Annotated in this window: 20 protein-coding genes; 12 read left to right on the forward strand and 8 right to left on the reverse strand. The window is 58.1% G+C overall.

From position 1 onward, the window contains the following. Positions 1-32: 32 nt before the first annotated feature. Positions 33-2,171, reverse strand: coding sequence for a methyl-accepting chemotaxis protein (locus tag L2W48_RS08755; protein WP_236099820.1), 2,139 nt, complete (start codon positions 2,169-2,171; stop codon positions 33-35). 211 nt (positions 2,172-2,382) lie between these two features. On the opposite strand from L2W48_RS08755, the gene L2W48_RS08760 reads away from it, so the two are divergent. The 9 genes from L2W48_RS08760 (at position 2,383) to hydE (ending at position 12,042) form a co-directional block, all read left to right on the forward strand. Then, a complete protein-coding gene (locus L2W48_RS08760) occupies positions 2,383-3,735 on the forward strand; it encodes an MATE family efflux transporter (protein WP_236099821.1) in 1,353 nt (450 codons plus the stop codon). 117 nt (positions 3,736-3,852) lie between these two features. Further along, positions 3,853-4,335, forward strand: a complete 483-nt coding sequence (locus tag L2W48_RS08765) for an NADH-quinone oxidoreductase subunit NuoE family protein (protein WP_236099822.1) — start codon at positions 3,853-3,855, stop codon at positions 4,333-4,335. Between the two features lie 16 nt (positions 4,336-4,351). Continuing rightward, positions 4,352-4,750, forward strand: coding sequence for a (2Fe-2S) ferredoxin domain-containing protein (locus L2W48_RS08770; RefSeq protein WP_236099823.1), 399 nt, complete (start codon positions 4,352-4,354; stop codon positions 4,748-4,750). A gap of 27 nt (positions 4,751-4,777) precedes the next feature. Next, positions 4,778-6,574, forward strand: coding sequence for an NADH-quinone oxidoreductase subunit NuoF (locus L2W48_RS08775; RefSeq protein ID WP_236099824.1), 1,797 nt, complete (start codon positions 4,778-4,780; stop codon positions 6,572-6,574). A 19-nt stretch (positions 6,575-6,593) separates the two neighbouring features. Continuing rightward, the gene (locus L2W48_RS08780) at positions 6,594-8,360 is read left to right on the forward strand and encodes an NADH-dependent [FeFe] hydrogenase, group A6 (protein ID WP_236099825.1); all 1,767 of its coding nucleotides are present in this window, start codon (positions 6,594-6,596) and stop codon (positions 8,358-8,360) included. 72 nt (positions 8,361-8,432) lie between these two features. Next, positions 8,433-9,224, forward strand: a complete 792-nt coding sequence (locus tag L2W48_RS08785; RefSeq protein ID WP_236099826.1) for a nitroreductase family protein — start codon at positions 8,433-8,435, stop codon at positions 9,222-9,224. Further along, a complete protein-coding gene (locus L2W48_RS08790; RefSeq protein ID WP_236099827.1) occupies positions 9,217-9,756 on the forward strand; it encodes a nitroreductase family protein in 540 nt (179 codons plus the stop codon). Before L2W48_RS08785 ends, L2W48_RS08790 begins: the two co-directional genes overlap by 8 nt. A 13-nt stretch (positions 9,757-9,769) precedes the next feature. Then, the gene (hydF, locus tag L2W48_RS08795) at positions 9,770-10,993 is read left to right on the forward strand and encodes a [FeFe] hydrogenase H-cluster maturation GTPase HydF (protein ID WP_236099828.1); all 1,224 of its coding nucleotides are present in this window, start codon (positions 9,770-9,772) and stop codon (positions 10,991-10,993) included. Next, positions 10,987-12,042 (forward strand): [FeFe] hydrogenase H-cluster radical SAM maturase HydE, encoded by a 1,056-nt coding sequence (gene hydE, locus L2W48_RS08800; protein ID WP_236116538.1) that lies wholly within the window; start codon positions 10,987-10,989, stop codon positions 12,040-12,042. The genes hydF and hydE overlap by 7 nt, the downstream gene beginning before the upstream one ends. Here hydE and L2W48_RS08805 read toward each other — a convergent pair. From L2W48_RS08805 to L2W48_RS08825, 5 genes are all read right to left on the reverse strand, one after another. Continuing rightward, entirely contained in the window at positions 12,000-12,800 is an 801-nt protein-coding gene (locus tag L2W48_RS08805) for a MetQ/NlpA family ABC transporter substrate-binding protein (protein WP_236099830.1), read from the reverse strand. The two genes, hydE and L2W48_RS08805, sit on opposite strands and share 43 nt — an antisense overlap. 264 nt (positions 12,801-13,064) lie before the next feature. Beyond that, positions 13,065-15,041 carry a methyl-accepting chemotaxis protein gene (locus L2W48_RS08810; protein WP_236099831.1) on the reverse strand — a complete coding sequence of 659 codons (1,977 nt, stop codon included), beginning with the start codon at positions 15,039-15,041 and terminating at the stop codon, positions 13,065-13,067. A 10-nt stretch (positions 15,042-15,051) separates the two neighbouring features. After that, complete coding sequence (locus L2W48_RS08815; RefSeq protein ID WP_236099832.1) at positions 15,052-16,863, reverse strand: bifunctional diguanylate cyclase/phosphodiesterase; 1,812 nt, start codon at positions 16,861-16,863, stop codon at positions 15,052-15,054. A 137-nt stretch (positions 16,864-17,000) separates the two neighbouring features. Next, positions 17,001-17,930, reverse strand: coding sequence for a DHH family phosphoesterase (locus L2W48_RS08820; protein ID WP_236099833.1), 930 nt, complete (start codon positions 17,928-17,930; stop codon positions 17,001-17,003). A gap of 1 nt (position 17,931) precedes the next feature. Beyond that, positions 17,932-18,486, reverse strand: coding sequence for an HdeD family acid-resistance protein (locus L2W48_RS08825; protein ID WP_236099834.1), 555 nt, complete (start codon positions 18,484-18,486; stop codon positions 17,932-17,934). 494 nt (positions 18,487-18,980) lie between these two features. On the opposite strand from L2W48_RS08825, the gene L2W48_RS08830 reads away from it, so the two are divergent. The 3 genes from L2W48_RS08830 to L2W48_RS08840 all read left to right on the forward strand — a co-directional run bounded on the left by L2W48_RS08830 (position 18,981) and on the right by L2W48_RS08840 (position 22,187). Next, positions 18,981-19,151 (forward strand): hypothetical protein, encoded by a 171-nt coding sequence (locus tag L2W48_RS08830; RefSeq protein WP_236099835.1) that lies wholly within the window; start codon positions 18,981-18,983, stop codon positions 19,149-19,151. A gap of 182 nt (positions 19,152-19,333) precedes the next feature. Further along, positions 19,334-19,612, forward strand: a complete 279-nt coding sequence (locus L2W48_RS08835) for a hypothetical protein (RefSeq protein WP_236099836.1) — start codon at positions 19,334-19,336, stop codon at positions 19,610-19,612. Between the two features lie 10 nt (positions 19,613-19,622). Further along, positions 19,623-22,187 (forward strand): SEL1-like repeat protein, encoded by a 2,565-nt coding sequence (locus tag L2W48_RS08840; RefSeq protein WP_236099837.1) that lies wholly within the window; start codon positions 19,623-19,625, stop codon positions 22,185-22,187. 31 nt (positions 22,188-22,218) lie between these two features. Here the strand turns inward: L2W48_RS08840 and L2W48_RS08845 are convergent, their stop codons facing one another. Both L2W48_RS08845 and pbpC read right to left on the reverse strand, forming a co-directional pair. Then, the gene (locus L2W48_RS08845) at positions 22,219-22,611 is read right to left on the reverse strand and encodes a class II SORL domain-containing protein (protein WP_236099838.1); all 393 of its coding nucleotides are present in this window, start codon (positions 22,609-22,611) and stop codon (positions 22,219-22,221) included. 100 nt (positions 22,612-22,711) lie between these two features. After that, positions 22,712-24,883: a penicillin-binding protein 1C gene (pbpC, locus tag L2W48_RS08850; RefSeq protein ID WP_236099839.1), complete on the reverse strand. Its 2,172-nt coding sequence runs from the start codon at positions 24,881-24,883 to the stop codon at positions 22,712-22,714. Positions 24,884-24,886: the final 3 nt, after the last annotated feature.

The raw sequence follows: 24,886 nt of genomic DNA on the forward strand, positions 1-24,886 counted from the left end.
CGGGCCCCCGCGGCCGCTTTTCTATACGGCGGCTATCGGGAGACTATGGCTTTTTCCTCCCTCACCTTGAAACGGGCGATCCTGGCGGTCAGGTCCTCTCCCTGGAGGTCCAGCTCCTTCGCCATCTCGGCTACAGACTGGGCAACCTCCCTGGCCTCCCCGGCCGACTCGGTCATCTCCCTGACGGACTCGGCTATCTTCGTGGTCCCCATGGTTATCTGGTCCATGGCGGAGGCCATCTCCTGACTGGAGGCCGCCTGTTCCTGGGATATGGCCGCCACGTTGTCTATGGCCTCCACGAACGTGGAGATCTTTCCCAGAGAGTCCTTCAGGTCGGCCCCGGCCTCATTGGCCCTTGCCGCTATGTCGGTGATGACCTTGCCGGTCTCCTCCGTCACTGATATGGATTGTCTGGAGTTGGCCTCAAGGCCCTCCATAAGCTTGGCTACCTCTCCCGCGGCGGAATTGGACTCCTCCGCCAGCTTACGGACCTCCTCAGCCACGACGGCGAATCCCCTTCCGGCATCTCCCGCCCTGGCCGCCTCTATGGCAGCGTTCAGGGCCAGAAGGTTCGTCTGATCGGCTATGCCCGTTATAGTCTCGACGAATCCGGCGATGTCCCTGACGACCGCCCCAAGCTCCTCCATGGCCTCTACGCTCTCGGCCGATTGCCTCTCCACGTCCGAGAGATCCTTTACCACAGCCTCCACCTTGTCCACAGAGGACCTGGCCGTCTCGCCGGCCTCCCGTCCCGCAGCGGCTCCGTCCGCTGCGGACTTCGCCATGGTCTGGGCTCCGCTGGCGACCTCCTCTATCCCGGCGGTGGTCTCCTCTATGGAGGCACTGTTCGATTCGGAGAGCTCGGAGGTCTGATTCAGCCCGGTCTCAACCGTCTCCACCGACGAGTTGGTCCTGCCGGACAATTCCAGAAGCTCCTTCGATATACGGGACACCGCCCTGGCCGCCATATCGATCTGGGCCACCGATTCGGCCTGGGAGGCCACCATAGCGGACAGGCCATCCACGACGGTCCCGATCTCGTCCTCCGAGTCGACTCCGAAGTCCTCCCTGGTCATGGTGAGATCGCCCTCCTGAGCTCTAGCGGCCATCTCCGAGATTTTTCTGAGGGGACGGACGATCCTTCCCGCCACCAGCCACACGGCCAAAACGACTAAGGCGAGTCCCGCCGCCGCTATCACCAACGTAAGATAGAGCATCCGATCGGAGGCCGCCATAACCTCGCCCTTCCCGATGACGGCTCCGAAGCTCCAGGGCGTGCCGGTATCTCCTACGATCACCGGAGCGAACGCCTTATAGACCATGTCGTTCAATGAGACGGACAAGGCCTCGTCGAACCAGCTATCGCCGGAGGCGATTTTTTTCAGAAAATATGGTCCTCTCTCCCCTACCGTCTCGCCTATGGGCTTTCCTATCCTGTCGTGATCTGGATGGGCCACTACGATTCCCTTGGCGGACATAAGCCGTCCGAAGCCGGTGTCGTAGAGTCTCACCTCGTCGTTGATCCCGTTCAGAGAGTCTACCGAGATATCCACTCCTACCGCTCCTACCTTGGTCCCATCTATCTCCATAGGAACTACGAGGCTGGTCAAGGTCACGGTTCGGTCTCCCGTGTCGTACTGGAAGGGCTCCAGAATGGTCTCCCTTCCTCTCTCCATCGGCACCAGGTAGAAATCTCCCTCTCCGGGGATATCGTATCCCTCAAGAGGGACCAGTTTCGCCTCTCCTCCGTCCTTGAACCAATAGGGAATAAAGCGGCCGGTCTCGTCGTGTCCCTCTATGTAGGCGTAGGCGTAATCCTGGCCGTCGAATGCGTCCGGCTCCCAGCAGGTCCATACTCCAAAGAAATCGGGATTGGCCTTCAAGGTCTCGGAGAGGATGCTGTTAACCATCTCCCGGTTGCCCTCGTCGGTGCGAACCAGCCCCTCCAAAACGTGCCCCAGGGTCCGTGCCACCTCCAGCCCCGAGTCCAACCGGAGTTTCATCTGATTGGCGAACTCGGTCGAACGGCTCATGGCCAGCTCCCTGGCCTGCACCATGCTTTCCCTGCGATTCATGTAGGAGATGGTCCCGATCATTCCGGCGAACACCACGATCACCACCGTCAGTACCATCGCCACTATCTTGAGCTGTAGACTCCGCTTGAACCCCACTGGCAACACCTCTTCCAATCTATTAAGACTTTCTAATAAGGATCGAACCTTTACCATATGGTAACACATCGGGGCCTCTTAACGACCGTGGAGCGGATATAAGCCCGCTTCTTTATATATTAGAGCCACAAAAAGTAAAGGAATGTCAAGAGGATCGAGGGGAAAAACGTGTATAATACCCGGGATATCAAAATAAGAGGAGGGTTCTGCGATGAAGGACAGGACCGAGTTTTTAGGAAAAGAACCGGTCGGGAGACTCCTGGCCAAGCTGTCCATACCCGCCATGACGGGAATGCTGGTTATGGCGTCCTACAACGTGGCAGACACCATATTCGTGGGAAGAGGGGTAGGCCCTTTAGGCCTGGGGGCGATAGCTTCGGCCTTTCCAATACAGTTCATAGTCCACGCCCTGGCAATGATGGTCGGGGTCGGTGCGGCGTCGTTGGTATCCCGTTCCCTCGGAGCCGGAGACAGCGAACGAGCGGAGACCGCCCTGGGAAACGCCTTCTTCATGGCAATGGTGGCGGGGCTCTTCGTCTCCGCTGCAGGAAGGCTTTCTATGCCGACACTGGTGGCCCTGACCGGCGCTCCGTCGGAGCTGGCTCCGTTGATTCGAGACTACCTGGGAACCATATTTCTTGGGTCCTCCCTGTTGGTCTGCGGGATGACGATGAACTGCGTAATAAGATCCGAGGGCAGCGCCAAGGTCGCCATGATGTCACTGATCCTCTCGGCGGTCACGAACATCGCTCTGGACCCTATATTCATCTTCGTATTGAAAATGGGGGTGACGGGAGCGGCCATCGCCACGGTCATAGCCCAGGGGGTAACCTTCGTGTGGGCCATAGCCCACTATCTGGTTCCCGGCAGAAGCTCCGTCAGACTGCACACCTCCAATTTGAGACCTCGATGGTCCATACTGAAAGAGATCATGACAGTCGGGGGGTCCGAGTTCGCCAGGCTATCGGCCCAGTCTGTGGCGGGAGTTCTCATCCTGAACCGCCTCAGCTTCTACGGAGGCACCGACGCCATGGCGGCCCAGGGGATCGTCCAGAAGATGCTGAGCCTTAGCATAATGCCCATCTTCGGAATAGCCCAGGGCCTTCAGCCCATAGTCGGTTACGCCTACGGCGCGGGAGACAACTTGAGGGCCAAAAAAGCGGTGGAAATGGGGCTCATCTCGGCTTCGATAATATCCCTGGCAACCTCGGCTCTACTTCTGACCATACCGGGACCTCTGGTGAGGGTTTTCACCGACTCTCCCGCCCTGATAGACACCACTAAAAGTTTCATCAGGGTGGCTATATCGATGTACTTCGTCGTGGGCTTTCAGATAATAGGGACCGCCACCTTCCAGTCGCTGGGCTTCTCCAGACCGTCCATGGTGCTGTCCCTGAGTCGGCAGGTGCTCCTCCTGATCCCCCTTGCCCTGATACTGCCGCCCTATCTGGGGCTGTTGGGCGTATTCCTGGTTTACCCTACCGCCGACGTAGCCTCCGCAGCGTTGACCATGTGGCTTTTGGCCAGGTACAGAAAAAGATTGATCCCCTCGCAAGCAAATTGACGCGTATTTTATATACACGTTTGTTCGTTCACTATCCGGGTGTTATGATATCCTACATGCGTAGCACCTTTCTCGCGTCACCAGTTTTTCCGCAAACACGGAAGGGGAGGAAAGTTCATGGACAAATGCACTTGCACCACACACAAGGGATTCGACGAGCTTGGGGCGTTCGTAGATTCCCTGCCGAACAAGAAAGGCGAGCTGATAACGGTCCTTCACAAGGCTCAATCCATTTTCGGCTACCTGCCTAAGGAAGTTCAGGAATTCGTGGCTGACAGGCTGGACCTGCCTCTCGCCAAAGTCTACGGAGTTGTCAAATTCTACTCCTTCTTTTCGATGACCCCTAAGGGCAGATATCCCATATCGGTCTGTATGGGAACAGCCTGCTACGTCAGAGGAGCCGAGGAGGTCCTAACCGAACTCACCAGACAGCTGGGCATATCAGTAGGGGGAGTATCGGAGGACGGCAAGTTTTCTCTGGACACTCTCAGATGTGTAGGTGCCTGCGGGCTGGCCCCTGTTGTAATCGTAGGAGAAAAAGTCTACGGCAGAGTGGAGCCCGGCAAGATAGCCGGCATACTGGCGGAATACGCCGAGTAGGACGGGGGGGAACCGAATGAGCACCATAAAATCTCTGGACGAGCTCAAAAAAATCAGAGCACAGATGAAATCAGCCACGGAACTTAGAGAAAAGGGACAGGAGATAGAGAAACTCGTCCAGGTTAAGGTCAGCATGGGGACCTGCGGCATAGTCGCTGGAGCGAGAGAGACCCTCGACGGCCTCATGGAAGAGGTGACGTCCAGAGGAATAGATAACGTGGTATTCACCCAGACCGGATGCATGGGGTATTGCCACAGCGAGCCCACAGTGGAGATCACCCTCCCCGGACAGGATCCGGTTGTCTTCGGCGATGTCTCGGGGAACAGGATCTCCGAGATAGTCGAGCGCTACATAGTCGAGGGCGAACTGGTGGACGGGGTAATCCCCGTAGCATATAAGACGATTCACGAATAGCCGTTCCGGCGAGAGGGGGAGCATTTCATGACCGATGTCAAGATGCATGTCCTGGTCTGCGGAGGAACGGGCTGCATGTCGTCCAAGAGCCAGGAGATCATAGATAACTTTCGACGATGCCTCGAGGAACGCCGTATGGACCAGGAGGTCAAGGTAATCGTCTCCGGATGTTTCGGTTTCTGCGAAAAGGGACCTATCGTAAAGATAGCTCCGGACAACACTTTCTACGTGCAGGTGACGCCAGAAGACGTGGAGGAGATCGTGGAGGAACACATCGTCAAGGGACGCAAGGTTCCCAGGCTTCTATACGTAGATCCCAAAACGTCGGAGCACATCTCCGACTCTAAACACATGGACTTCTACAAAAAACAGATGAGGGTAGCCCTCAGAAACTGCGGTTTTATAGATCCGGAGAACATAGACGAATACATAGCCAGAGACGGATATATGGCACTCGGCACGATACTGGAGACGCTGACTCCCGCCGAGGTCATAGACAAGGTAAAAAGTTCGGGACTTCGGGGAAGAGGCGGCGGCGGTTTCCCGACGGGTCTTAAGTGGGAGTTCGCATCCCGATATTCTTCAGAACAGGGAAAGTACGTCATCTGCAACGCCGACGAGGGAGACCCAGGGGCCTTCATGGACCGATCAATACTGGAGGGAGACCCCCATTCGATAGTGGAGGCCATGTCCATATGCGGCTACGCCATAGGCGCCGACAAAGGACTTGTCTACATCAGAGCAGAGTATCCTCTGGCGGTAAAGAGACTTCGCGGGGCTATCGAGTCCGCCAGATCGACCGGACTGTTGGGCAAGAACATTTTGGGCAGCGAGTTCTCCTTCGACATCGACATTCGCTACGGAGCAGGTGCTTTCGTCTGCGGAGAGGAGACCGCCCTTATCCATTCCATGGAGGGAGAAAGAGGAGAACCAACCAGCAAGCCGCCGTTCCCCGCGGAAAAAGGCTTCTGGGGCAAACCTTCCAACGTGAACAACGTCGAAACCTTCGCCAACGTTCCGGCGATCTTCCTCAAGGGCCCCGATTGGTTCTCCTCCATAGGCACCGAGAAAAGCCCCGGGACCAAGGTCTTCGCGTTGGCCGGCAAGGTCAACAACGTCGGTCTCGTGGAGGTTCCCATGGGAACGACTCTGAGAGAGGTCATCTTCGACATAGGAGGAGGCATCAGGGGAGGCAAGAGATTCAAGGCCGTACAGACCGGAGGCCCCTCTGGCGGCTGCCTTACGGAGCAGGACCTGGACACGCCTATAGATTTCGACAACCTTCTGGCGGCGGGATCCATGATGGGCTCCGGAGGAATGATCGTCATGGACGAGACCGACTGCATGCCGGCTGTGGCCAAGTTTTATCTGGAATTCACAGTCGAGGAATCCTGTGGAAAGTGCACTCCCTGCCGTGTAGGTAATAAAAGGCTTCTCGAGATACTGGAGAAAATAACGGAGGGCAAGGGTACCCCCGAAGACCTCAAGACCTTGAAGGATCTTTCGGGAGTCATAAAGGACACGTCCCTTTGCGGCCTCGGGCAGACCGCCCCCAACCCCATTCTGTCCACGCTGGATAAGTTCTGGGACGAATACGTGGCTCACGTGGAGGAACGTCGCTGCCCGTCGGGGAAATGCCGCAAGCTGATCTCCTACCGGATAGACCCAGATCTCTGCAGGGGATGCACCATGTGCGCCAGGAAATGCCCCGCCGACGCCATCTCCGGGTCGATCAAGGAAATTCACGTTATAGACCAGGACAGATGCGTGAAATGCGGAGCCTGTATGGACACCTGCAAGTTCGGTGCCATCTCCAAGATATAACCGGGGGGAAGTGGACGATATGACCAAGATGATAGATCTCACCGTGGACGGACGTTCCGTTTCGGTCCCCGAGGGGAGCAACATACTGGACGCCGCCAAGAAACTGGACATAGACATACCTACTCTCTGCCATCTGGACCTGGAGGGAACACCTATGGTGAACAAGGGGGCCTCCTGCCGAATATGCGTGGTGGAGGTGGAAGGAAGACGGAACCTGGCCCCCTCGTGCGCGACGCCGGCCACCGACGGCATGGTGGTCCGCACCAACACAATCAGGGTCCTCCATGCCAGAAAGACCGTACTGGAGCTTCTTCTTTCCGATCATCCCAAGGACTGCCTGGTCTGTGCAAAAAGCGGAAACTGCGAGCTTCAAAAACTGGCCGAGCGGTTCGGACTCAGGGAGAACCGCTTCGAGGAAGGCTCCCAGAGCACCTACCGTAAGGACGTATCTCCCGCCATAGAGAGGGACATGAACAAGTGTATAATGTGCCGCCGCTGCGAGACCATGTGCAACGAGGTACAGACGGTCGGAGCCCTCTCGGGAATAAACAGGGGATTCGACGCCGTTGTGGCTCCGGCCTTCGAGATGCCTCTGGAAGAGTCGGTCTGCACCTTCTGCGGACAGTGCGTGGCCGTATGTCCCACAGGAGCCCTCGTGGAGAGAGACTATACCTGGAGGGTTATCGAAGCTCTGGCCGACCCGGAAAAAGTAGTGGTCGTCCAGACCGCTCCGGCGGTACGGGCCGCCCTCGGCGAGGAATTCGGATACGAACCGGGCACTCTGGTAACAGGCAAGATGGCAGCATCGCTTCGAAGGCTGGGATTCGACCACGTATTCGACACCGACTTCGCCGCGGATCTCACCATCATGGAGGAGGCCAGCGAGTTCCTGGACAGACTCACGAGACATCTTGAAGGCGACACATCCGTCCGGCTTCCCATACTGACATCCTGCTGCCCCGCGTGGGTCAAGTTCTTCGAGCATCAGTACCCCGATCTTCTGGACGTGCCTTCGACGGCTAAGTCGCCTCAGCAGATGTTCGGCGCAATAGCCAAGAGCTACTACGCCGAGAAGCTGGAGATCCCCAGGGAAAAGATGGTCGTGGTATCCATCATGCCCTGTCTAGCGAAAAAATACGAATGCGCCCGCGAGGAGTTCTCCGTAAACGGCAATCCCGACGTGGATATATCGATCACAACGAGGGAACTGGCACATCTCATAAAGAGGGCCAACATAGACTTCCGCAACCTGCCGGACGAGAACTTCGACGATCCGCTGGGAGCGTCCACGGGAGCCGCCGTAATCTTCGGCACCACCGGAGGCGTCATAGAGGCCGCGGTACGATCCGCCGCCGAATGGGCCACCGGGCATAGCCTGGACAGGGTCGAGTTCGAGGTCCTCAGAGGACTGGAAGGGTGCAGAGAGGCAAAAATCCCCGTGGGAGATCTGACCCTTCACATCGGTATAGCCCACGGACTCGGCAACGCTAGACGACTTCTGGACGCGGTGAAAAACAACGAGGTCGAACCGTTCCACGCCATAGAGATAATGGCATGCCCCGGAGGCTGCGTAGGCGGCGGAGGACAGCCCTACCATCACGGGAACATGGATATAATAGCTAAGAGGGCCGAGGCGCTCTACAGGGAGGACCAGGGCAAGCCGATACGTAAATCCCACGAAAATCCCTCCATCAAGGCGCTTTACGAGGAATATCTCGGCAAACCGCTGGGAGAGAAATCACATCACCTTCTCCACACGCACTACTTCAAACGTCATAAGATCTGACAAAATACACTCCGGCGGCCCAAAGGCCGCCGGATACATTATGCTCCTGCTCAACGAAAAGGAGGTATAAAGATGAACGCCACGGAAAAAACACTGCAAACCAGGACATCGCTGCGCCGTTATGCGGATCGTCCGATCTCCGAGGAGGAACGTCTCTCCATATTATCGGCGGCTATGGCGGCTCCCACGGCGGGAAACATGATGCTCTACTCCATAATCGAGATAACCGATCAAGCGCTAAAGGAAAGTCTGGTCGAGACCTGCGACGGTCAGTCCTTCATAGCCAAGGCGCCTCTGGTGCTGCTTTTTCTGGCCGATCAGCAGAGATGGCACGATTTCTTCGTCCACGGAGGGGTGCCGAAAATGTGCGACGAGCACGGACTGAACTGGCGGGAGCCCGAGGAGTCGGACCTTATGCTCGGCTGCTGCGACGCCCTTATAGCCGCACAGAACTCGGTAATAGCGGCCGAAAGCCTGGGAATAGGATCGTGCTATATAGGCGATATCATGGAAAACTACGAGAGACACAGGGACATCTTCGAGCTTCCCAGATGGACCTTTCCGATCGCTCTGGTATGTTACGGCCACTATCCCGACGGAGAACGGCCTGCACGAAGAGGGCGACTTCCGATGGAGATCGTCGTCCACAGAAACGTCTACCAAAAGGCGGACGAAAAAGTCTTCGACATAATGGAAGGGAACAGACAACTGTGGTCCATAACGAAGATCGGCGCCCCTGCGGAAAACGGAGCGCAGAAAATGTACCTTCGAAAAAACGGCGCACCCTTCTCCTTCGAGATGTCGAGATCGGTAAAGGCGGCCATCTCCCGGTGGCTCGGAGAGGAACCGAAGGGCCATGATTGACAACCTGATTATCGGGAGACGGAGCGTCAGAAAATACAGCCCCGACCCCGTCTCTGAGGAAATCCTCGAGGCCTGTCTGGACGCGGCCCGAATGGCCCCCAGCGCCTGCAACTCCCAGCCCTGGTTTTTTCACGTATGTCGATCGGAGAAGGCTAAAAACGCGGTTGCGGACGCCATGAATTCGGGGATATACGGCAGAGGGTTGAACCGTTTCGTCCAGGAGGCCCCGGTCATAGTGGCGGTGGAGACCCTGAAACGGGAGAAGACCGCCCCGTGGCTCGCCGGGATGGTCCGGAACGTGAGGTACGAGACCATGGACGTAGCCATAGCGGTGGACCACCTGACCCTCAAGGCGGCGGAGTTGGGACTCGGCACCTGCTGGATAGGCTGGTTCAACGAAAAGGCGGTCAAATCGGCCCTCGGACTTCCGAAAACCTCGCGGCTGGACGTCATGTTGACGGTCGGATGGCCCGACGACAGGCCGAGGCCGAAGAAGAGGAAGGACCGGGAAGATATCCGTCGCTACCTGTGAGAGGAGGGCTCCCATGCTGAACACCCCCAAGGCGGAGAGACTGACCCTGGTGATCTACGGACTTAGAAACAGCGGCAAGTCCTCCCTGACCAACAACCTGCTTCGCACCTCGGCGTCCATAGTGTCGGACCGGCCGGGAACCACCACCGATCCCGTGGTCCACGCCATGGAGATGGGGCCTCTGGGCCCGGTTTCGGTGGTCGACACCGCCGGATTCGACGACTTCGACGACGAGCTCGGATCCATGAGGGTCGAGAGAAGCGAACGCAAACTGGAAACGGCGGACATAGTCCTGTTCGTCACCAGGGGAGACGTCCCCCCTACGGCGAAAGAGGAGACCGCGGTCGAGAAATTGAGACGTCGGAACCTGCCCTGCCTGACGGTGCTTACCTTCGCCGACTCCGGCTTATGCGACGAAAAGCGGCGCTTCGCACCTGGTTTCAGGAGGATAGCCGTGGACAACCGATCGGGGTTCGGACTGGAGGACCTGGACAAGGCTCTTCAACGCTTTTCCGACCATATAGAGAGGGAGATAACCCCGTTGGAGGGACTGGTACAGGCGGGAGAGACCGTGCTGCTGGTCACCCCTATAGACGAATCCGCTCCGAAGGCCAGAATGATACTGCCTCAGGTGGAGACCATAAGGGATATTCTGGACAAGGACTGCACCATGGCGATCTGCACGGAGAAGAGACTGAACGATTGCTACTTGGGCCTCAAGGACCGCCCCGCCCTGGTGGTGACGGACAGTCAGGCATTCGCCGAGGTCGGAGCCACCCTTCCGAGCGACCAGCTGCTCACGTCGTTCTCAATAATTTTCGCCAGAAAAAAGGGAGACCTGGGTTTCTTCGTGGAGGGACTGACCAGGCTGGACGAGATACCTTCGGGAGGCAGGGTCCTGGTGTTGGAGGCCTGCAGACATCACAGGATGAACGACGACATAGGGACCGTGAAGATACCGAACATATTTAGAAAGAAGGTCCGCCCCGACGTATCCTTCGAGCTAAAACAGGACATCCCCTCCCCCCGGGAACTTAGCGGCTACGATTTCGTGATCAACTGCGCCGGCTGCATGGTCACCAGAAGAGACATGATGAGACGGATATCGCTGCTGAAGGAGGCGAACGTACCGGGGACGAACTACGGCCTGTTCCTCGCCTGGGGCAACGGACTCCTGCCGAGAGCACTCGAGCCTTTCCCGGTGGAACACGCTCTCTACAGAGGCGCGTCGTGCTGAAGAAAACGTACGAAACAACCCTGATAGGTCAGGCCGACCTCGTCAGGAAGAACCGCTACGGCGACGGAGTGTGGATCCGCGGTCTACTTGAATTCACAAACCGATGCCGCCAGAACTGTCTCTACTGCGGCCTCAGAAGGGACAACAGCCGGGTCCGTCGATACAGTTTGGACGAAGAGGAGATCTTCGCCTCGGTGAACCAGGGATACCGGGCCGGGATAAGGACCTTCGTCCTTCAGGGAGGAGAGGACCCGGCATGGCCCGCCTTGAGGCTCTGCCGTACCGTGGAGGACATAAAAAGACGGGCTCCGGAGGCGGCGGTAACTCTGAGCTGCGGCATCATGGAGAGAGAGGACTATCGAGCCCTCGCCTCCGCCGGAACGGACCGCTATCTTCTGCGGTTCGAGACCTGCGACGGCGAGCTCCACAGACTGCTCAGGGACGGGGTTTCCCTCTCGGAACGCCTAAAAGCCCTGATCGACCTGAGGGAGGCCGGTATCGAGCTGGGCTCGGGCTTCATGGTGGGACTGCCCGGCGAGACCGAGGAGATAAGCCGGGGGAATCTGACCCTGTGCAGGGACCTCGACCTGGACATGGTGGGGATAGGGCCCTTCATAGCCAACCCCGAGACCCCCTTGGCCCACTGTCCGTCCGGGTCCATGGAGGAGACGGTCAGGCTGACCGCTATGCTCAGGCTGATGCTGCCCGACACCAACATACCGGCAACCACCGCCGCCGGTTCCCTGTCTCCCGGAGGACGGGAGGCCATGCTTGCAGCCGGAGCTAACGTCCTCATGCCCAACATAACTCCGCCTCGCTATCGAGATCACTACAGGCTCTATCCGGGCAAGACCAGGTTGGAACTGGATCATCTTCCGGAGCTTGACTCCATATCCGAAGCCTTGATAAAAGCGGGAAGACGGATGGACATGGGCAAAGGGAACTCGATATCGTGGAAGAGGAGGGTGGAGTGGTCTAGACCGACTCCACCCTCCTCTTCACCGGCTTACTTGCCCGGTCCGAAGGCGGGAACGACCCCTCCTCCGTAGTTTTCGAGTATGAAATCCCGTACCTTGTCGCTCTGGAGAGCCTCCACCAGTGCCTTCACGTCTTTCCTGTCGGCATCGTCGGCCCTTACCGCCACTATATTGGCGTAGGGAGAATCGGCTCCCTCCAGCAAGAGAGCGTCCTCGGTGGGTTTAAGACCGGCCTCCATGGCGTAGTTTCCGTTTATGACCGCCCCGTCCACGTCGGGAAGGACCCGAGGAAGCTGAGCCGATTCGATGGGACGAAAACGGAGATTCTTGGGGTTGTCCTCCACGTCGAACTCGGTGGCCTCCAGCCCGGCGGAATCGGAGAGGGAGATCAACCCCTCGGACTGAAGCAGCAGCAGAGCGCGGCCTCCGTTGACGCTGTCGCTGGGGATCGCTATGACGGACCCGTCTGGAAGTTCGTTTACAGAGCCGTGCTTTTCCGAGTAGAGACCCAGAGGTTCCACGTGGACAGATCCGGCGGATACGAGATCCAGGCGGTGATCCCTGGCGAACCCCTCCAGATAGGGCAGATGCTGGAAGAAATTGGCGTCCAACGACCCTTCGTCCAGGGCCATGTTGGGCCTGACGTAATCGGTGAACTCAACTATTTTCAGATCGACGCCCTTTTCTGCGAGATCCCCCCTCACCAGCTCCAGAAGCTCCGAGTGCGGTAACGGAGTAGCCCCTACTACCAAGGTCCCGGCAACTGCCGGACCGGACAGGATCAGCCCGGCGATCAGGACCGAAGCCGCCAAAAACACGATTCTCTTCATGGTGAAAACGCCTCCTCAAGGATATTTTACGGTCCATGAAAAAAGGCCTTCCCGATGGGAAGGCCTTTTAAAGGACCGTCGCTCCTCATCGATGTCAGCAGGACCACCTTGCCGCAAAGCAGGTTGGTGCGGGATCTGCGAGCTGACTCTCTCCCCCGACTCTGGATAAACAGCTTATTTCATTGTTGGATGAGACGATACCACGGTTACCATTATACGACAAGGGGGGGATAAAAGACTCAAGATTCGAAACATTCGTCGCAGCTAGAGTCGATGACGGTCTATAAGGGCCTCCTGTCGTCCCGCCAGGTCGACGAGGGTTCGGTTTTCCCTGCCAAGCCCCGCCACTCCATCCAGGAGGGACGTCACGGAATCCTCCAGCTCTCCCGCTCTCAGAGCAGCCTTGGCGGCCATCTCGGAGAGACTGGACAGCATGGCGGAGACCTCGCCGTTGTGTCTCGTCTGGTTCTCCGACCGTTCCAGCACTCCTGCGGCCTTCTCGCTTACGTCCACCGCCTCCGCCTCTATGGCCTCCAACGCCAGATAGAGATTCTCCGACCTGCTCTGGTTCGCCTTAACCGCCTCGTCGCCCTCGGAGGCGATCCCTCCCAACTCCGTGACGTCGGAGACGACCGAATCGGAAAGAGCTCTTATTCTGGTCACAGCGGCTCGACTCTCCTCGGAGAGATCTCTGACCTCACGGGCGACCACGGCGAAACCTCTGCCGGACTCTCCGGCCCGGGCCGCCTCTATGGCCGCGTTCAGTGCCAGCAGGTTGGTCTGCTCCGCTATGTTCCCTATGGTGGTGACGAAGGACTCTATGCCGGAGGCTCCCTCTCTCAGCCTCCCCGCCACGGACGACACGGAGGCGAAATCCTCGGCCAGGGAGGCCATGCCTCCGCCGTTTTGGCGGGCCAGCTCCGTGGCCTTTCGGACCTCTCCCAGAGTCCTGTCCGAGCTTCTCTTTGCCTCCTCCACCAAAGAAGCCACATGGAGAGCTCCCTCGGTGACAGAGGCAGCCCCTTCCTCGGCGGCCTTGACCGCCTCGATGCTATCGTTCATGGCCTCGGTCAATATCGAGCTGGCCTCCTGCAACCCGGCGGAGACGTTCTCTATTCTGCCCGCCACCTGTCCCAACCCGGAAGAGCTGGACAGTATGCTGCCGTTTCCGTCCCTCAGGGTTTGGAGCACCGTCCTCTGAAAGTCCACCAGGCCATCCATAGCCATGCCGACCCGGGCCAGCTCGTCCCGTCCGGCCATGGCGCAGCAGACGGTGAGATCCCCTCCGATAGCCGCCTCGGCCACGGAAGTGAGCCTGGCGATGCGACTCATAAAGCTCCGACAGAACAGCCACATGACCAGAGACACCAGGACGAACGCTATGGCCACCAGAGCCGTCTGACCTCTCTCGATTCTCCTGAGAGGGGCCAGCAGAGAGGCCTCGTCCGAGGCCAGGGAGAGAAAGAGTCCCTTGGGAAGAGGGAAGGAGAGCACTCTGTAACGGCTATCTGCGATGTCCACGGTCCTGACCGGGACCTCGTCCAAACTTCCCTCCTCGATCGCGTCGAATACCGCCGCCATGGACTCCCTTTCGCCGTCGTCAAGGTTGTCCGCCAAGACCCCTCCGTCCAGCGCCGTCAGTATAACCGCCCCATCGGAGGAGAGAGAATCTATCTCCGAGACGAAGGAGGACACGGGAATATCCGCTCCCATCACCCCCAGCAGCCGCCCCTCCTGGTACAGAGAGTAGACCGGCAGAGAGAGCGTCATGACAGGCTCCTCCGATCTGGGGGAGATCCAGGGGGACGAGAGCACCATGGCTCCCTCTTCCTCGGCTCTTCTATACCACCCCTCCGCCCTGGGATCGTAATCGTCCTCCTCGGGGAACCACATGTTCCCGTCCATGAAACGACCGCTGGGAAGGGCCAGGTAGATGTCGGAAAGCCCCATGGAAAGAGAGGTCTCAGTCAGGTTTCTCATGTAGTTCCCGGCGGTTCCGGGAAGAAGCCCCAGGTCCTCTATCATGAAGGACAGGTTTCTGCTCCCGGTGGTCAGGACGTTCTCCATGGACCTCAGCCAGTTGGCCACCGCCGCGGCGGAGCTCCTGCTCTCCCTGTTCTGCCCTCCGTCCAGAAGGTCCGATACGGTCGCCCTGGCCCCTCTTGAGGAGAGCAGAGACAGACCGGCCATGGCGACGCATATGGCTATCACCAGAAAGACCAGCTTTTTTCTCAGGGACATATCGGAAAACCTACCCTTCGGAGGTGCTATAGGATCGCCTCTCCTGAACCCAGGCGCTCTTGCCCAGCTCGGAGGTGCGTCGTTTGGCCATGTGCTTCAGAGATGCGGCTATCTCGGCGATCCTCGCCGGATGGAGGGAGTCACCCAATCTGTCGCTGTCCAACACCGCCAGGCTGAGGGTTACCAGAGGGACCCGACAGACCTCCCCCTTTCTATCGGTGGAGCTATACCCTCCGGTCCGAACGTCCTCGTCCTTAAAGTGAACGAGTTTGCGGCGGTCGAACTCCCTGCAGATGGCATCGAGATAGTCCTCCGGCAGAGGCCCGGAGATAACCGCGACGAAATCGTCGCCTCCCACGTGCCCCACCATGGCCCGGCATCCCAGCTCCATAAGCCCCTCCTGAAGAACCGAGGCCGTGAGCTTTATCAGCTCGTCCCCCTCGACGAATCCGTAGGTATCGTTGTACTCCTTGAAGCGATCCAGGTCGGCGTAGATCAGAGAGAAGGCCCCTCCCCCCTGCTGGGCGCAGGATATCCAGCGCTGGATGTCCTGGTTTCCGGGAAGGCCGCTCAGGGGATTGCAGGTCAGGGCCTGACGAACCTCTATCTCGGCGGAACGGGCTATCACCTGCTTCATTGTGACCGTCCCGAGATAGCCGCCTCTGGCGTCCACCACTGCCACGGGATCGTAGATATCCTCGGGACACCTCTCCATGGCCAGCCGGGACAGAAGACGGACCGAACAACTGTGGCTCACCGACAAAAAGTTCCTCTTCGCCGCCTCCTCTATAGGTCGGTTCTGGAAGAGATGGAAACCGTAGGCCCCACCCATCTTTGCGGCGAAGTCGTTTCTAGTTATCAGTCCCACCGGCTTCGCCCCGTCCAGGACCACCACGTGGTCGAACTCGGCGGTGTTCTTCATCAGATACCAAAGTTCCTTGCAGGAACACTCGTTTTTCTGCATAGCCTTGGCCCTGGTGGTGAGAGAGAGCAGTCCGTCCAGGTTCTCTCCCTCCCTCTGCTGTAGCTCCTTCCATATGGACTGTACCCTTTCCCTGAATTCGTCGGACAGCTCCGCCGGTCCCTCCGAGGGCAAGGCGAACAGGAAGCCCTGGACGAACCTTATACCCAGTCTCATGAGAGTCTCCAGTTCCTCCCAGGTCTCCACCCCCTCGGCGACTATCCTAGACTCCACCTGTGATGCCAGGCCTATGAGGGAGCGGACTATATGCTGTTTTCTCGGCTCCTCGTGGATATCCCGGACCAGCCCCATGTCCAGCTTTATGTAGTCCGGTATGCAGGAGGCCAACATGAGAAGCCCGGAGTGACCCGACCCCATGTCGTCTATGGCTATCCGGAATCCCTGCTCCTTCATGCCCTCCACCCGACGGGAGAGTTTGCCGTAATCCGAGACCTCTTCCCGTTCGGTCAACTCTATTACCACTCTGGACGCGCTTATATCGCAACGCTCCACTACGAAACCGTTGAAGCTCTCGGGAAAACGATCGTCCAGAAACACCGTAGGGGTCACGTTTATGAAAAATCTCTTATCCTCCGAGTCTATCACGGAGGACATACGGTCCATCGCCCTGTCACGACACATCTGCTCCAGCTCCCAGAGCTTCCCGAACCGGTCGGCGGCATCGAAAAGCTCCGTCGGTGAATCCATCGGGGGAATACCCCTGGAAAGGGCCTCGTAGCCCCATATTTTGGCACCGAAAAGATCCACCACAGGCTGAAACACCGTCTTCACCCCGTCTCGACGGAGGATTTCCTCCAAAGCGTAAGACGGAAACACCTCCAATATAGTCGCTCCAGACACCGATACCACCTCCATTCAGAGGGTACAGGACTAGGATGTCGGGGATGTAACGACAAGATGACGGCAAAGTAAAAAAGGAGGCGGCTTTTCAGCCGTCTCCCTGGACAAAACTTTTACGAATCTTTTTAAGGATATCTCTAAGTGGAACTGCCGTCGTTGATCTCCTCGAGAATCTCCTCCAGAACCCTGTGGCGATCCTCGTAGGGAATCTGACAGGTGCCCACCCTGAAGTGACCTCCCCCTCCGAAACGGAGCATCAGTTTCCCCACGTCCACCGAGGAAGTCCTGTTCAAGATGGAGTGTCCCAACGATATCACGCAGAATTCGGCGTTCTTGCCGTCGAAGAGCCGGACGGAGATGTTCTGATCGGGGTAAAGGGCGTACTCTATATGACGATTGCCGACGTAGGCCTCGTCGTTACCGACGAAATCTATGACTATGGCGTCTCCCTCAGCTCTGCTCTTTTTGGTGAGCATCTCCCTGAAAAGAGGCTGATGTCTCCTGTAGCGGACGACCCTCTCTCTGACGTCCTCCAGGGACAGTATCTCGTCTATGTCGTGGTTTCTCAGATATTCGACCAAGTCGTCCATGAGCTGGTAATTCGATATTCTGTAGTCTCTGAAACGGCCCAGGCCGGTTCTGGGATCCATAACGAAGGACAGAAGGACCCACCCTTCCGGATTCAGTATCTCCTCCCTGGAGAAGTCCGCAGAATCCGCCTTGTCCGCCACGTCCACCAGATAGCTAAGCCTGGCGAGCGGGCCCTCCGCTCCACCGTAATAATCGAAGATGACCCTGGCGCAGCTCTTGGCACCCGGATCGCAGGCCCCCTCCCAGTGGTGGCGGAACATCTCCTCCCTCTCCACCTCGGAGGCGTGATGGTCGAACCACAGACCGCATCCCGGAAGATAGGGAACATTGGCCAGAACGTCGTTCTCGTCGGCCTCCACCAATCCATCCTGTATGTCCTTGGGATGGACGAACTTTCTCTCGTCCATAACCCCCATCTCCTTCAAAAGCACGGCACACATCAGGCCGTCGAAGTCGCTTCTGGTCAGAAGTCTCATTCTAGGAAGGCTCCTTTCCAAGTCTCAATCCGAGGGAGAACAAGGTCGCCCCGGTGAAGAGCAGGTTTATACCGACCAGAAGCCCGACTCCCCAGGCCGCGGCGAAAAGGTTATGCCAGATCAGCCCCGCCAGGAAGAGCGACAGGACACCGCTGACCAAGAGCCAGCCCCATCCTACGAGCCCTCTGAGCTTAAGGGCGGTGAAGACCTTAAAGACTCCCTCGAGGACAAAGTAGACGCTCAGGATCATGGTCAGGGTAACCACGCCGCTCAGGGGCTTGGCCAAAAGTATTATCCCTGTCATAGCGGCCAGCAGGGCCCACAGGAAATCCCCTGCTCCGCTACGGCCCTGCCGTCTCTCCCTGTATCCGCTGACGGCCTGGACGACACCAGCGGAGACCATGAGCCATCCCACCAACGTCTCCACCGCCAGCGAAGCCATGAAGGGCATGGACACAGCCAGAGCCCCCAACAGAAAGAGACAGACACCTACGATCATCACTCGGCCTCTTTTGGCCTTTATACTCTCGCTATCCATACCGACCAAAGTAATCATGCTCAATCCTCCATATCAAAAGCTCACGAACGCCGTTTTAGGAAACCTCGTTTATCCTTAACGAGAGTATATCATCGAGAGGGTAAGATAGAAAATCACAACTGTTCCTAGCAGGGTACATCTTCAAACTCACGTCCGAGTTTCCTCGGAGAGGTCGTTTCGGCTCCGCCCTGTCTCGCCCGGCCATACATTTTTTCCGTTAGCCACTTGACAGGTCCGAGAACCGGAGATAGAATAACCAAAACTTTTCAGACAATAATCGGAGAGGAGGAACCCGAGATGACAAGAAGAAGTTTTAACATATCAATAGTCGTCATGATAGTCGTCCTAATTATCGGCTGCGGGGCTCCTCCCGGTGCCGTTGTCGCCATGTGACGACGATCTGCCGAGAGCGGGGCCCTCTTAGAGGACCTCGCTCTTTTTTTATTACCGACGCACGAAAAGGAAGAAAAGCAAAAAACAGGAGAATCAAAACTAGAAAAGGAGTGTCGATCATGACCATAACCACGATGAGAAACAGCGCAACCTTCTACGTCGCCGAGGAATTCAAGGGCCCCTTCGTAGGCTACACCCTCTGTGACCCCATACCCCAGGAGCGACGGTTCGCGGCGAAATTCGAGGTCAACTCGGTTCGCTATCGCGGTCCTTTCGAGGGCATCCGCTAAAGACGGACTTTCCTCACCCCACTCGCGTGGCCTTCGATTGGCAGATCGAAGGCCTTTTTCATATCCAAAGGGATCGGTTCTGTTATACTTGGATGGATAAAACACTGCTAAAGGCTCATGCTCTAAGGACTTTAGACCCAAGGAGCTGGGGCTTAAGACGCCAAGAAAAGGAATGACGATCCATGGAAAATATCGCCGACGTACTATCCAACAGAATAGAAAGGATTTTCCAGGAGAAAGGGCTCAAGCCCTGTCTGACCCCGGACGGTAAGATCATCGTCATGGACGACGATTTCACCACCCGCTACAAGCTGGACATAGCCTTCAACAACAGCGACTTCAGCTGTATCGTGCTCGGAAGAAGGGATAACTCGCTCAGGGACGCCAAGAATTTCAACGTACCTTGGACGAGCGGGGAGGACATCAGGGAATTTCTGGAATACCTGGCATCGATGGACTGAGAGGCGGAATATGAGATTTTCCTCTAATACGATAAACCGAGCTCTCCTCCTCTCCTTCGTTCTGTCCATGCTCCTCTCCATGGGGCCTGCGAGAGCCGACATGAGACAGGCCGTAAAGGCCTACTCGGAGAAAAGATACAAGGACGCCTATACCCACCTCCTCCCAGAGGCGGAAAAAGGGGATCCTCTGGCTCAGTGTACCCTGGGATACCTATACGACCAGGGGAACGGAGTCTCCCAGGACAAGGGCAAGGCCATGAAGTGGTACAAAGAGGCGGCGAAGGGCGGATCCGCCGACGGACAGTACAACCTCGGTCTGATGTTCCGAGACGGAGAGGGAACGCCCAAGGACAGCTATAAGGCGACCTACTGGCTCGAGAAGGCGGCCTCCCAGGGACACCAGACAGCCCAGATAGCACTAGGAATGATGGCCATGGACCCCGACGAAGGGGAACCCCGCTACGAAGACGGAGTCAAGTGGTTCGCCATGGCGGCCGAAGAGGGCAACATATCGGGATGCTACAACCTGGGCAGACTTCTCTCCCTCGGCAGAGGAATCGAGAAAGACGAGGCCAAGGCTATCGATCTTCTGAGGAAGGCGGCAGAGGGAGACCACGTCTACGCCCAGCACGATCTGGGAGTCCTATTGGGAAAAAGCGACGATCCCAAGCTGGTCGAGGAAGCGAATAAATGGCTCGAAAAAGCGGCTAGCGAGGGATACGACGATTCCCAGCTATCCTACGGAGCGTTCCTCCTCCGAAACGGGAGAGAGGAGGAGGCCAAGGACTGGCTCAAGATGGCTTCCGACAGGGGCAACCCGGAGGCGCAGTACCTCCTGGGTCAGCTGTGTCGCCAACAGGGAGGCTCCTTCAAGGAAGCCGCGAACTGGTTCGGACTGGCGGCGAGACAGGGACACGGCCCGGCCCAGTACGCCCTAGCCACCCTTTACGAAAGGGGCATAGGGGTCGAGAAAGACCCCACTCTGTCGGCCCTCTGGTACAGAAGGGCGGCGGAACAGGGTATACCGGAGGCCCAATACAACCTATCGGTTATCTACAGAAAAGGCTCCTCTCTGCCTAAGGACCCGGAGAAATCGCTCCTATGGCTGAAAAAAGCGGCCGAGCTGGGACTCCCGGAGGCCCAATATTCCCTTGGAACACTTTACAGAGAGGGAGATGAAATTTCCAGAGACCTCTCGAAGGCGGCGGAACTGTTCCGAAAAGCATCGAACCGGGGAAACGCCGAATCACAATGCGCCCTGGGGCTGATGTACCTTCGGGGAGCCGGAGTTCCTAGAGACGAGAAAGAGGCCATCGAACATTTAATAGCCTCCGGAGAGACAGGCTATCCATCGGCCCAGTACAACCTGGGACTGCTCTACTCCCGGGGAGAGGCGGTTCCCAGGGATACAGCCGAGGCGGCCAGATGGTTCAGAAAAGCAGCTCTCCAGGGTCATCCGGGAGCTCAGTGTAATCTGGGAGTCCAATACGAACGGGGAGACGGAGTGGCTCTCGTGCCATCCGCCGCCGTTACCTGGCTGGGCAAGGCCGCAAAACAGGGGGAGCCCTACGCCCTTTACAATCTGGCCCTGCTCTATCAAAAAGGCAAAGGGGTCGAACGGAACAGAGAAAGGGCGGTAGAGCTGCTTGAAAAGGCGATCGAAGCCGGAAGCTGGGATGCCCCCTACTCTCTGGGGTGTCTCTTCGCCGGAGACGACGGAGGTCCTGTCAGAGAGATCTCGGCCCTCTACAGACTTTGCCAGGCCGCATCCATAGGAGACAGGCGGGCCATGTTGAGGCTGGGGCTAGCCTACGACGAGGGGAAGCTGGTGGCTCCGGACAAGATGGAAGCGGTGAAGTGGATAAGAAAAGCCGCCGAGCAGGGATCCGACAAGGCTCAGTTCACATTGGGAGCCATGTACCTCAAAGGGGACGGACTGGTAAAGAGCCATAACGCCGCCATGAGCTGGTTCTGTGAATCAGCGAAACAGGGAAACCTCCAGGCTCAGTACAACCTGGGGCTGTGCCTCTGGAACTCGGAGGACGAAGAGCTTAGATCGTCGGCGATCACCTGGATGGAGAGAGCGGCTCAGGGAGGATACGCCCCGGCCCAGTGCGAATTGGGTATCCGCTACATAACGGGGGAGGGGCTTCCTCAGTCCGACCCGGCGGCTCTGAGATGGTTCTCCCTTTCGGCGGAACAGGGCTACGTACCGGCCCAGTACAACCTGGCGGTCCTGTATCTCTACGGAGGCCCCTATCTATCTCCCGACGAGAGCTCGGCCTTCCACTGGTTCTCCAGAGCGGCCGAGGAAGGCTACAGGGACGCACAGTTCTATCTGGGATGCCTCTACGAGAGGGGAAACGCCGTCTCCAGGGACGTGAAAGCCGCCAAGACATGGCTTACCATGGCCATGGAGGGCGGAAGCTCCGAGGCCAGAGAGGTACTTAACGAGATGGAACGGGACGAGGACTTCGCCATAGGCAAGGAAGACATGCCCCGTCTCCCCTTCGGGAGCGACCTACCCACTGTCCCCTCGGTTAAAAACAATATGCACGAAAAAAAGGAGGCCTGAGGCCTCCTTTTCTCATGGACAAAGTTTTGCTTTACTCCGCGACGATATCCTGAGAGGACTCCCAGAAACCGTGGATATTGCAGTAGGATGTGGCTATGAGAGTACCCGAGGTCTTCAGGTTCAACCTCACCACACCATAGGGATCGGTGAACACCGGCCCCTCGTTGGCTCCCTTCACCGAGGCCCCGTGACCGTCGAAATCGACCTTGGCCACCTCGTAGCCGAACTTATCCCCTTCGGGCTTGAAGGAAAGCTTTATCCAGCAGATGTGATGTTCCGTCGTGTTGGGATGGGCTATCTCCTTGCCGACGCTCAAGGTTACGTCGAAAGGCTCTCCCGCCTTCACCTTCTCGGGAGCCTCGATCACCGGTACGTGTTTCTCGCCCTTCCAGTCCCCGCTCTGAAGCAGTTCTCCGAACTTCATGTCTAGAACCTCCTTCGTCTCAATGCTTGAGGTCTCGCAACCTCTTATGAAATTATGCCCTCTGGAGACAACAAAGTCAAGCGTTTTCGTAGGATATCCTCTATCTACCCCAGGGAGTTACCTTCACGACCGCCCTGTCGGTCCTGCCTTTTTCATCCACCGCCGATATCCTGTGCCGCCCCTCCGAGATGGACCAGAAAAGCCTTCTTCCCCCAGGGACCGTCCCCAGGTGAAGCCCGTCGACGAACCAGGATACCTTTCCCGACGCCCCCTCGCAGGAAAGGGGGATCCTCGGCGGCTCTCCCAGAGGGGGCATTAGATACTCCGCCCCGTCCAGAGGAGAGACGATGGCCAAGAAGGTCTCCCGAGCCTTTCCCCAGGCCGCCAGCTCCGGAGGGAGAACCGTGATCGATTTTCCGCCGGTCCAGCGGTGCAGGTCGCAGGGGCCTTCCGGCGAGACACCCGGGATATACCAGGCCTCCTCTCCGGATGGACAGGCCGAGTTGAGAGGCAGCCCGGAGAGGGAACAAACGGTCCGCCTGGACACCCCCGCTGGAGGGAGGGGCATGGTCCCTCCCAACCTGGACATCACCTCTACTACGACCGGGACAGAGGCGGAAAGGCCCACCAGCTCGGGATGAGGCGTCCCCTCGGGATCTCCGAACCACACTGCGAAGGTCCAGCTCTCGTTCCAGGCAACAGCCCAGGCATCCCTGAACCCGTAGGAGGTCCCGGTCTTGAAGGCCATCTCCGCTTTGCCGGACAGGAGAGATCTCAGATAAGGAGAGAGCCTGTCCGAATCCCTGAGTATCTCCCCCACTAGAAAGGAGCTCTCTTGGGAAAAAGGAGAATCCTCCCATCGATCCCCTCCCGTCCCCTCCAGAAAGGACAGAGGACGGCTTCGCCAGGTCGCCAGGGTCGAGAAAGCCCTCAGAAGCTCCAACAGGGTAACCTCGCACCCTCCGAGGATCAGGGAATCGCCGTAGTGGTCGCCGTCCTCCCTCAAAAGGGAGAATCCCAACGTCCTGAGACGGTGGAGGAAACGCTCCGATCCGACGGATCTAAGGACCCTCACGGCCGGTACGTTCAACGAATCCGCCAAGGCGTCGGAGGCGGAGACCGGGCCGCGATAGCGAAGATCGAAATTTCTAGGCGCCCTGCCGGACAAGGACAGAGGGGTATCCGCCATCAAGGACGACGGGGACAGCAGCCCCCCCTCGAAGGCCATGGCGTAGACGAAGGGCTTCAGGGTGGACCCGGGAGAACGGGGAGAATCGCAACAGTCCACCCAGCTCCAGGATCTGTCCTGGTCGAACCGACCGTTCCCCACGTAGCCTCTGACGGAACCGTCTCGGTTGTCGACCAGGGCCGCCGCCCCGGTCACCTTCCTGGGCATCCCTCTCAGCGCCGAGGAGACGGCCTTCTCCAAAAAAAGCTGGACCTGTCTATCCAGGGTGGACCGACCCCCTTCGGGGGATTCCTCCAACACCTTCGACACGAACAGAAAATCCCTATCAGGGATGGAGATACCGCCGGGCAGGGGCTCCTCCATGGCAAGGATAACCGCCTCTCCCGAGACGACACCTCTCTTGCCAAGATCCCTCAGTATCCGGTCTCTCCTGGCCCGAAGCCTCTCGGGATGGAGGTCGGGACGGTATCTGGTGGGGCCCTTCAACATGGCCACCAAGACGGCGGCCTCCGCCAGGGAGAGGTCCTTCGGAGATTTTCCCCACCACCCGAGGGAGGCGGCCCCGGCTCCTTGAAGGACTCCGCCGAAAGGAGCCCGATTCAGGTACATCTCCAGTATCCCGTCCTTGGATAGCCTACGCTCCAGGTCGATGGCCTGGAGGAACTCCCTGGCCTTGGCGGAGAAGGTCCTTTCCCTGGGCCTTGCCATCCTTATCAGCTGGCTGGTTATCGTGGACCCTCCCGAGACGATGCCGCCGCTTCGAAAGTTCTGGACCGCGGCCCGAACCAGACCGAGCCAGTCCACTCCGTGGTGATCCCGAAAACGTCGGTCCTCCACCTCTATCAAGACCAACGGCAGCCATCTCCCCATCTCGTCCAGGGAAAGGGGCAGACAGAGTTTGTCCTCCGAGGTGAGTCCCACCCACAAGACGTCTCCATCTCGATCGGTGACCCGGGGAGACCGATCCAGAGAGGCCACCTCCCGAACGGTAACCGGGCTTACGGCGAAAGAGGCGATCCAAACGGCCAGGGCCGCCGCTAAGGGCAGCCCCGGAATCGCGCACAACAGAAATTTTATTTTCATGAC

The organism is Dethiosulfovibrio russensis, assembly GCF_021568855.1.
In the GTDB taxonomy this organism is placed as follows: Bacteria; Synergistota; Synergistia; order Synergistales; family Dethiosulfovibrionaceae; genus Dethiosulfovibrio; species Dethiosulfovibrio russensis.

Coding starts and splice junctions, on each gene's coding strand:
- L2W48_RS08760 (WP_236099821.1), top strand. CDS start 2,383: ATGAAGGACAGGACCGAGTTTTTAGGAAAAGAACCGGTCGGGAGACTC.
- L2W48_RS08765 (WP_236099822.1), top strand. CDS start 3,853: ATGGACAAATGCACTTGCACCACACACAAGGGATTCGACGAGCTTGGG.
- L2W48_RS08770 (WP_236099823.1), top strand. CDS start 4,352: ATGAGCACCATAAAATCTCTGGACGAGCTCAAAAAAATCAGAGCACAG.
- L2W48_RS08775 (WP_236099824.1), top strand. CDS start 4,778: ATGACCGATGTCAAGATGCATGTCCTGGTCTGCGGAGGAACGGGCTGC.
- L2W48_RS08780 (WP_236099825.1), top strand. CDS start 6,594: ATGACCAAGATGATAGATCTCACCGTGGACGGACGTTCCGTTTCGGTC.
- L2W48_RS08785 (WP_236099826.1), top strand. CDS start 8,433: ATGAACGCCACGGAAAAAACACTGCAAACCAGGACATCGCTGCGCCGT.
- L2W48_RS08790 (WP_236099827.1), top strand. CDS start 9,217: ATGATTGACAACCTGATTATCGGGAGACGGAGCGTCAGAAAATACAGC.
- hydF (WP_236099828.1), top strand. CDS start 9,770: ATGCTGAACACCCCCAAGGCGGAGAGACTGACCCTGGTGATCTACGGA.
- L2W48_RS08805 (WP_236099830.1), bottom strand. CDS start 12,800: ATGAAGAGAATCGTGTTTTTGGCGGCTTCGGTCCTGATCGCCGGGCTG.
- L2W48_RS08810 (WP_236099831.1), bottom strand. CDS start 15,041: ATGTCCCTGAGAAAAAAGCTGGTCTTTCTGGTGATAGCCATATGCGTC.
- L2W48_RS08820 (WP_236099833.1), bottom strand. CDS start 17,930: ATGAGACTTCTGACCAGAAGCGACTTCGACGGCCTGATGTGTGCCGTG.
- L2W48_RS08825 (WP_236099834.1), bottom strand. CDS start 18,486: ATGATTACTTTGGTCGGTATGGATAGCGAGAGTATAAAGGCCAAAAGA.
- L2W48_RS08830 (WP_236099835.1), top strand. CDS start 18,981: ATGACCATAACCACGATGAGAAACAGCGCAACCTTCTACGTCGCCGAG.
- L2W48_RS08835 (WP_236099836.1), top strand. CDS start 19,334: ATGGAAAATATCGCCGACGTACTATCCAACAGAATAGAAAGGATTTTC.
- L2W48_RS08840 (WP_236099837.1), top strand. CDS start 19,623: ATGAGATTTTCCTCTAATACGATAAACCGAGCTCTCCTCCTCTCCTTC.
- L2W48_RS08845 (WP_236099838.1), bottom strand. CDS start 22,611: ATGAAGTTCGGAGAACTGCTTCAGAGCGGGGACTGGAAGGGCGAGAAA.
- pbpC (WP_236099839.1), bottom strand. CDS start 24,883: ATGAAAATAAAATTTCTGTTGTGCGCGATTCCGGGGCTGCCCTTAGCG.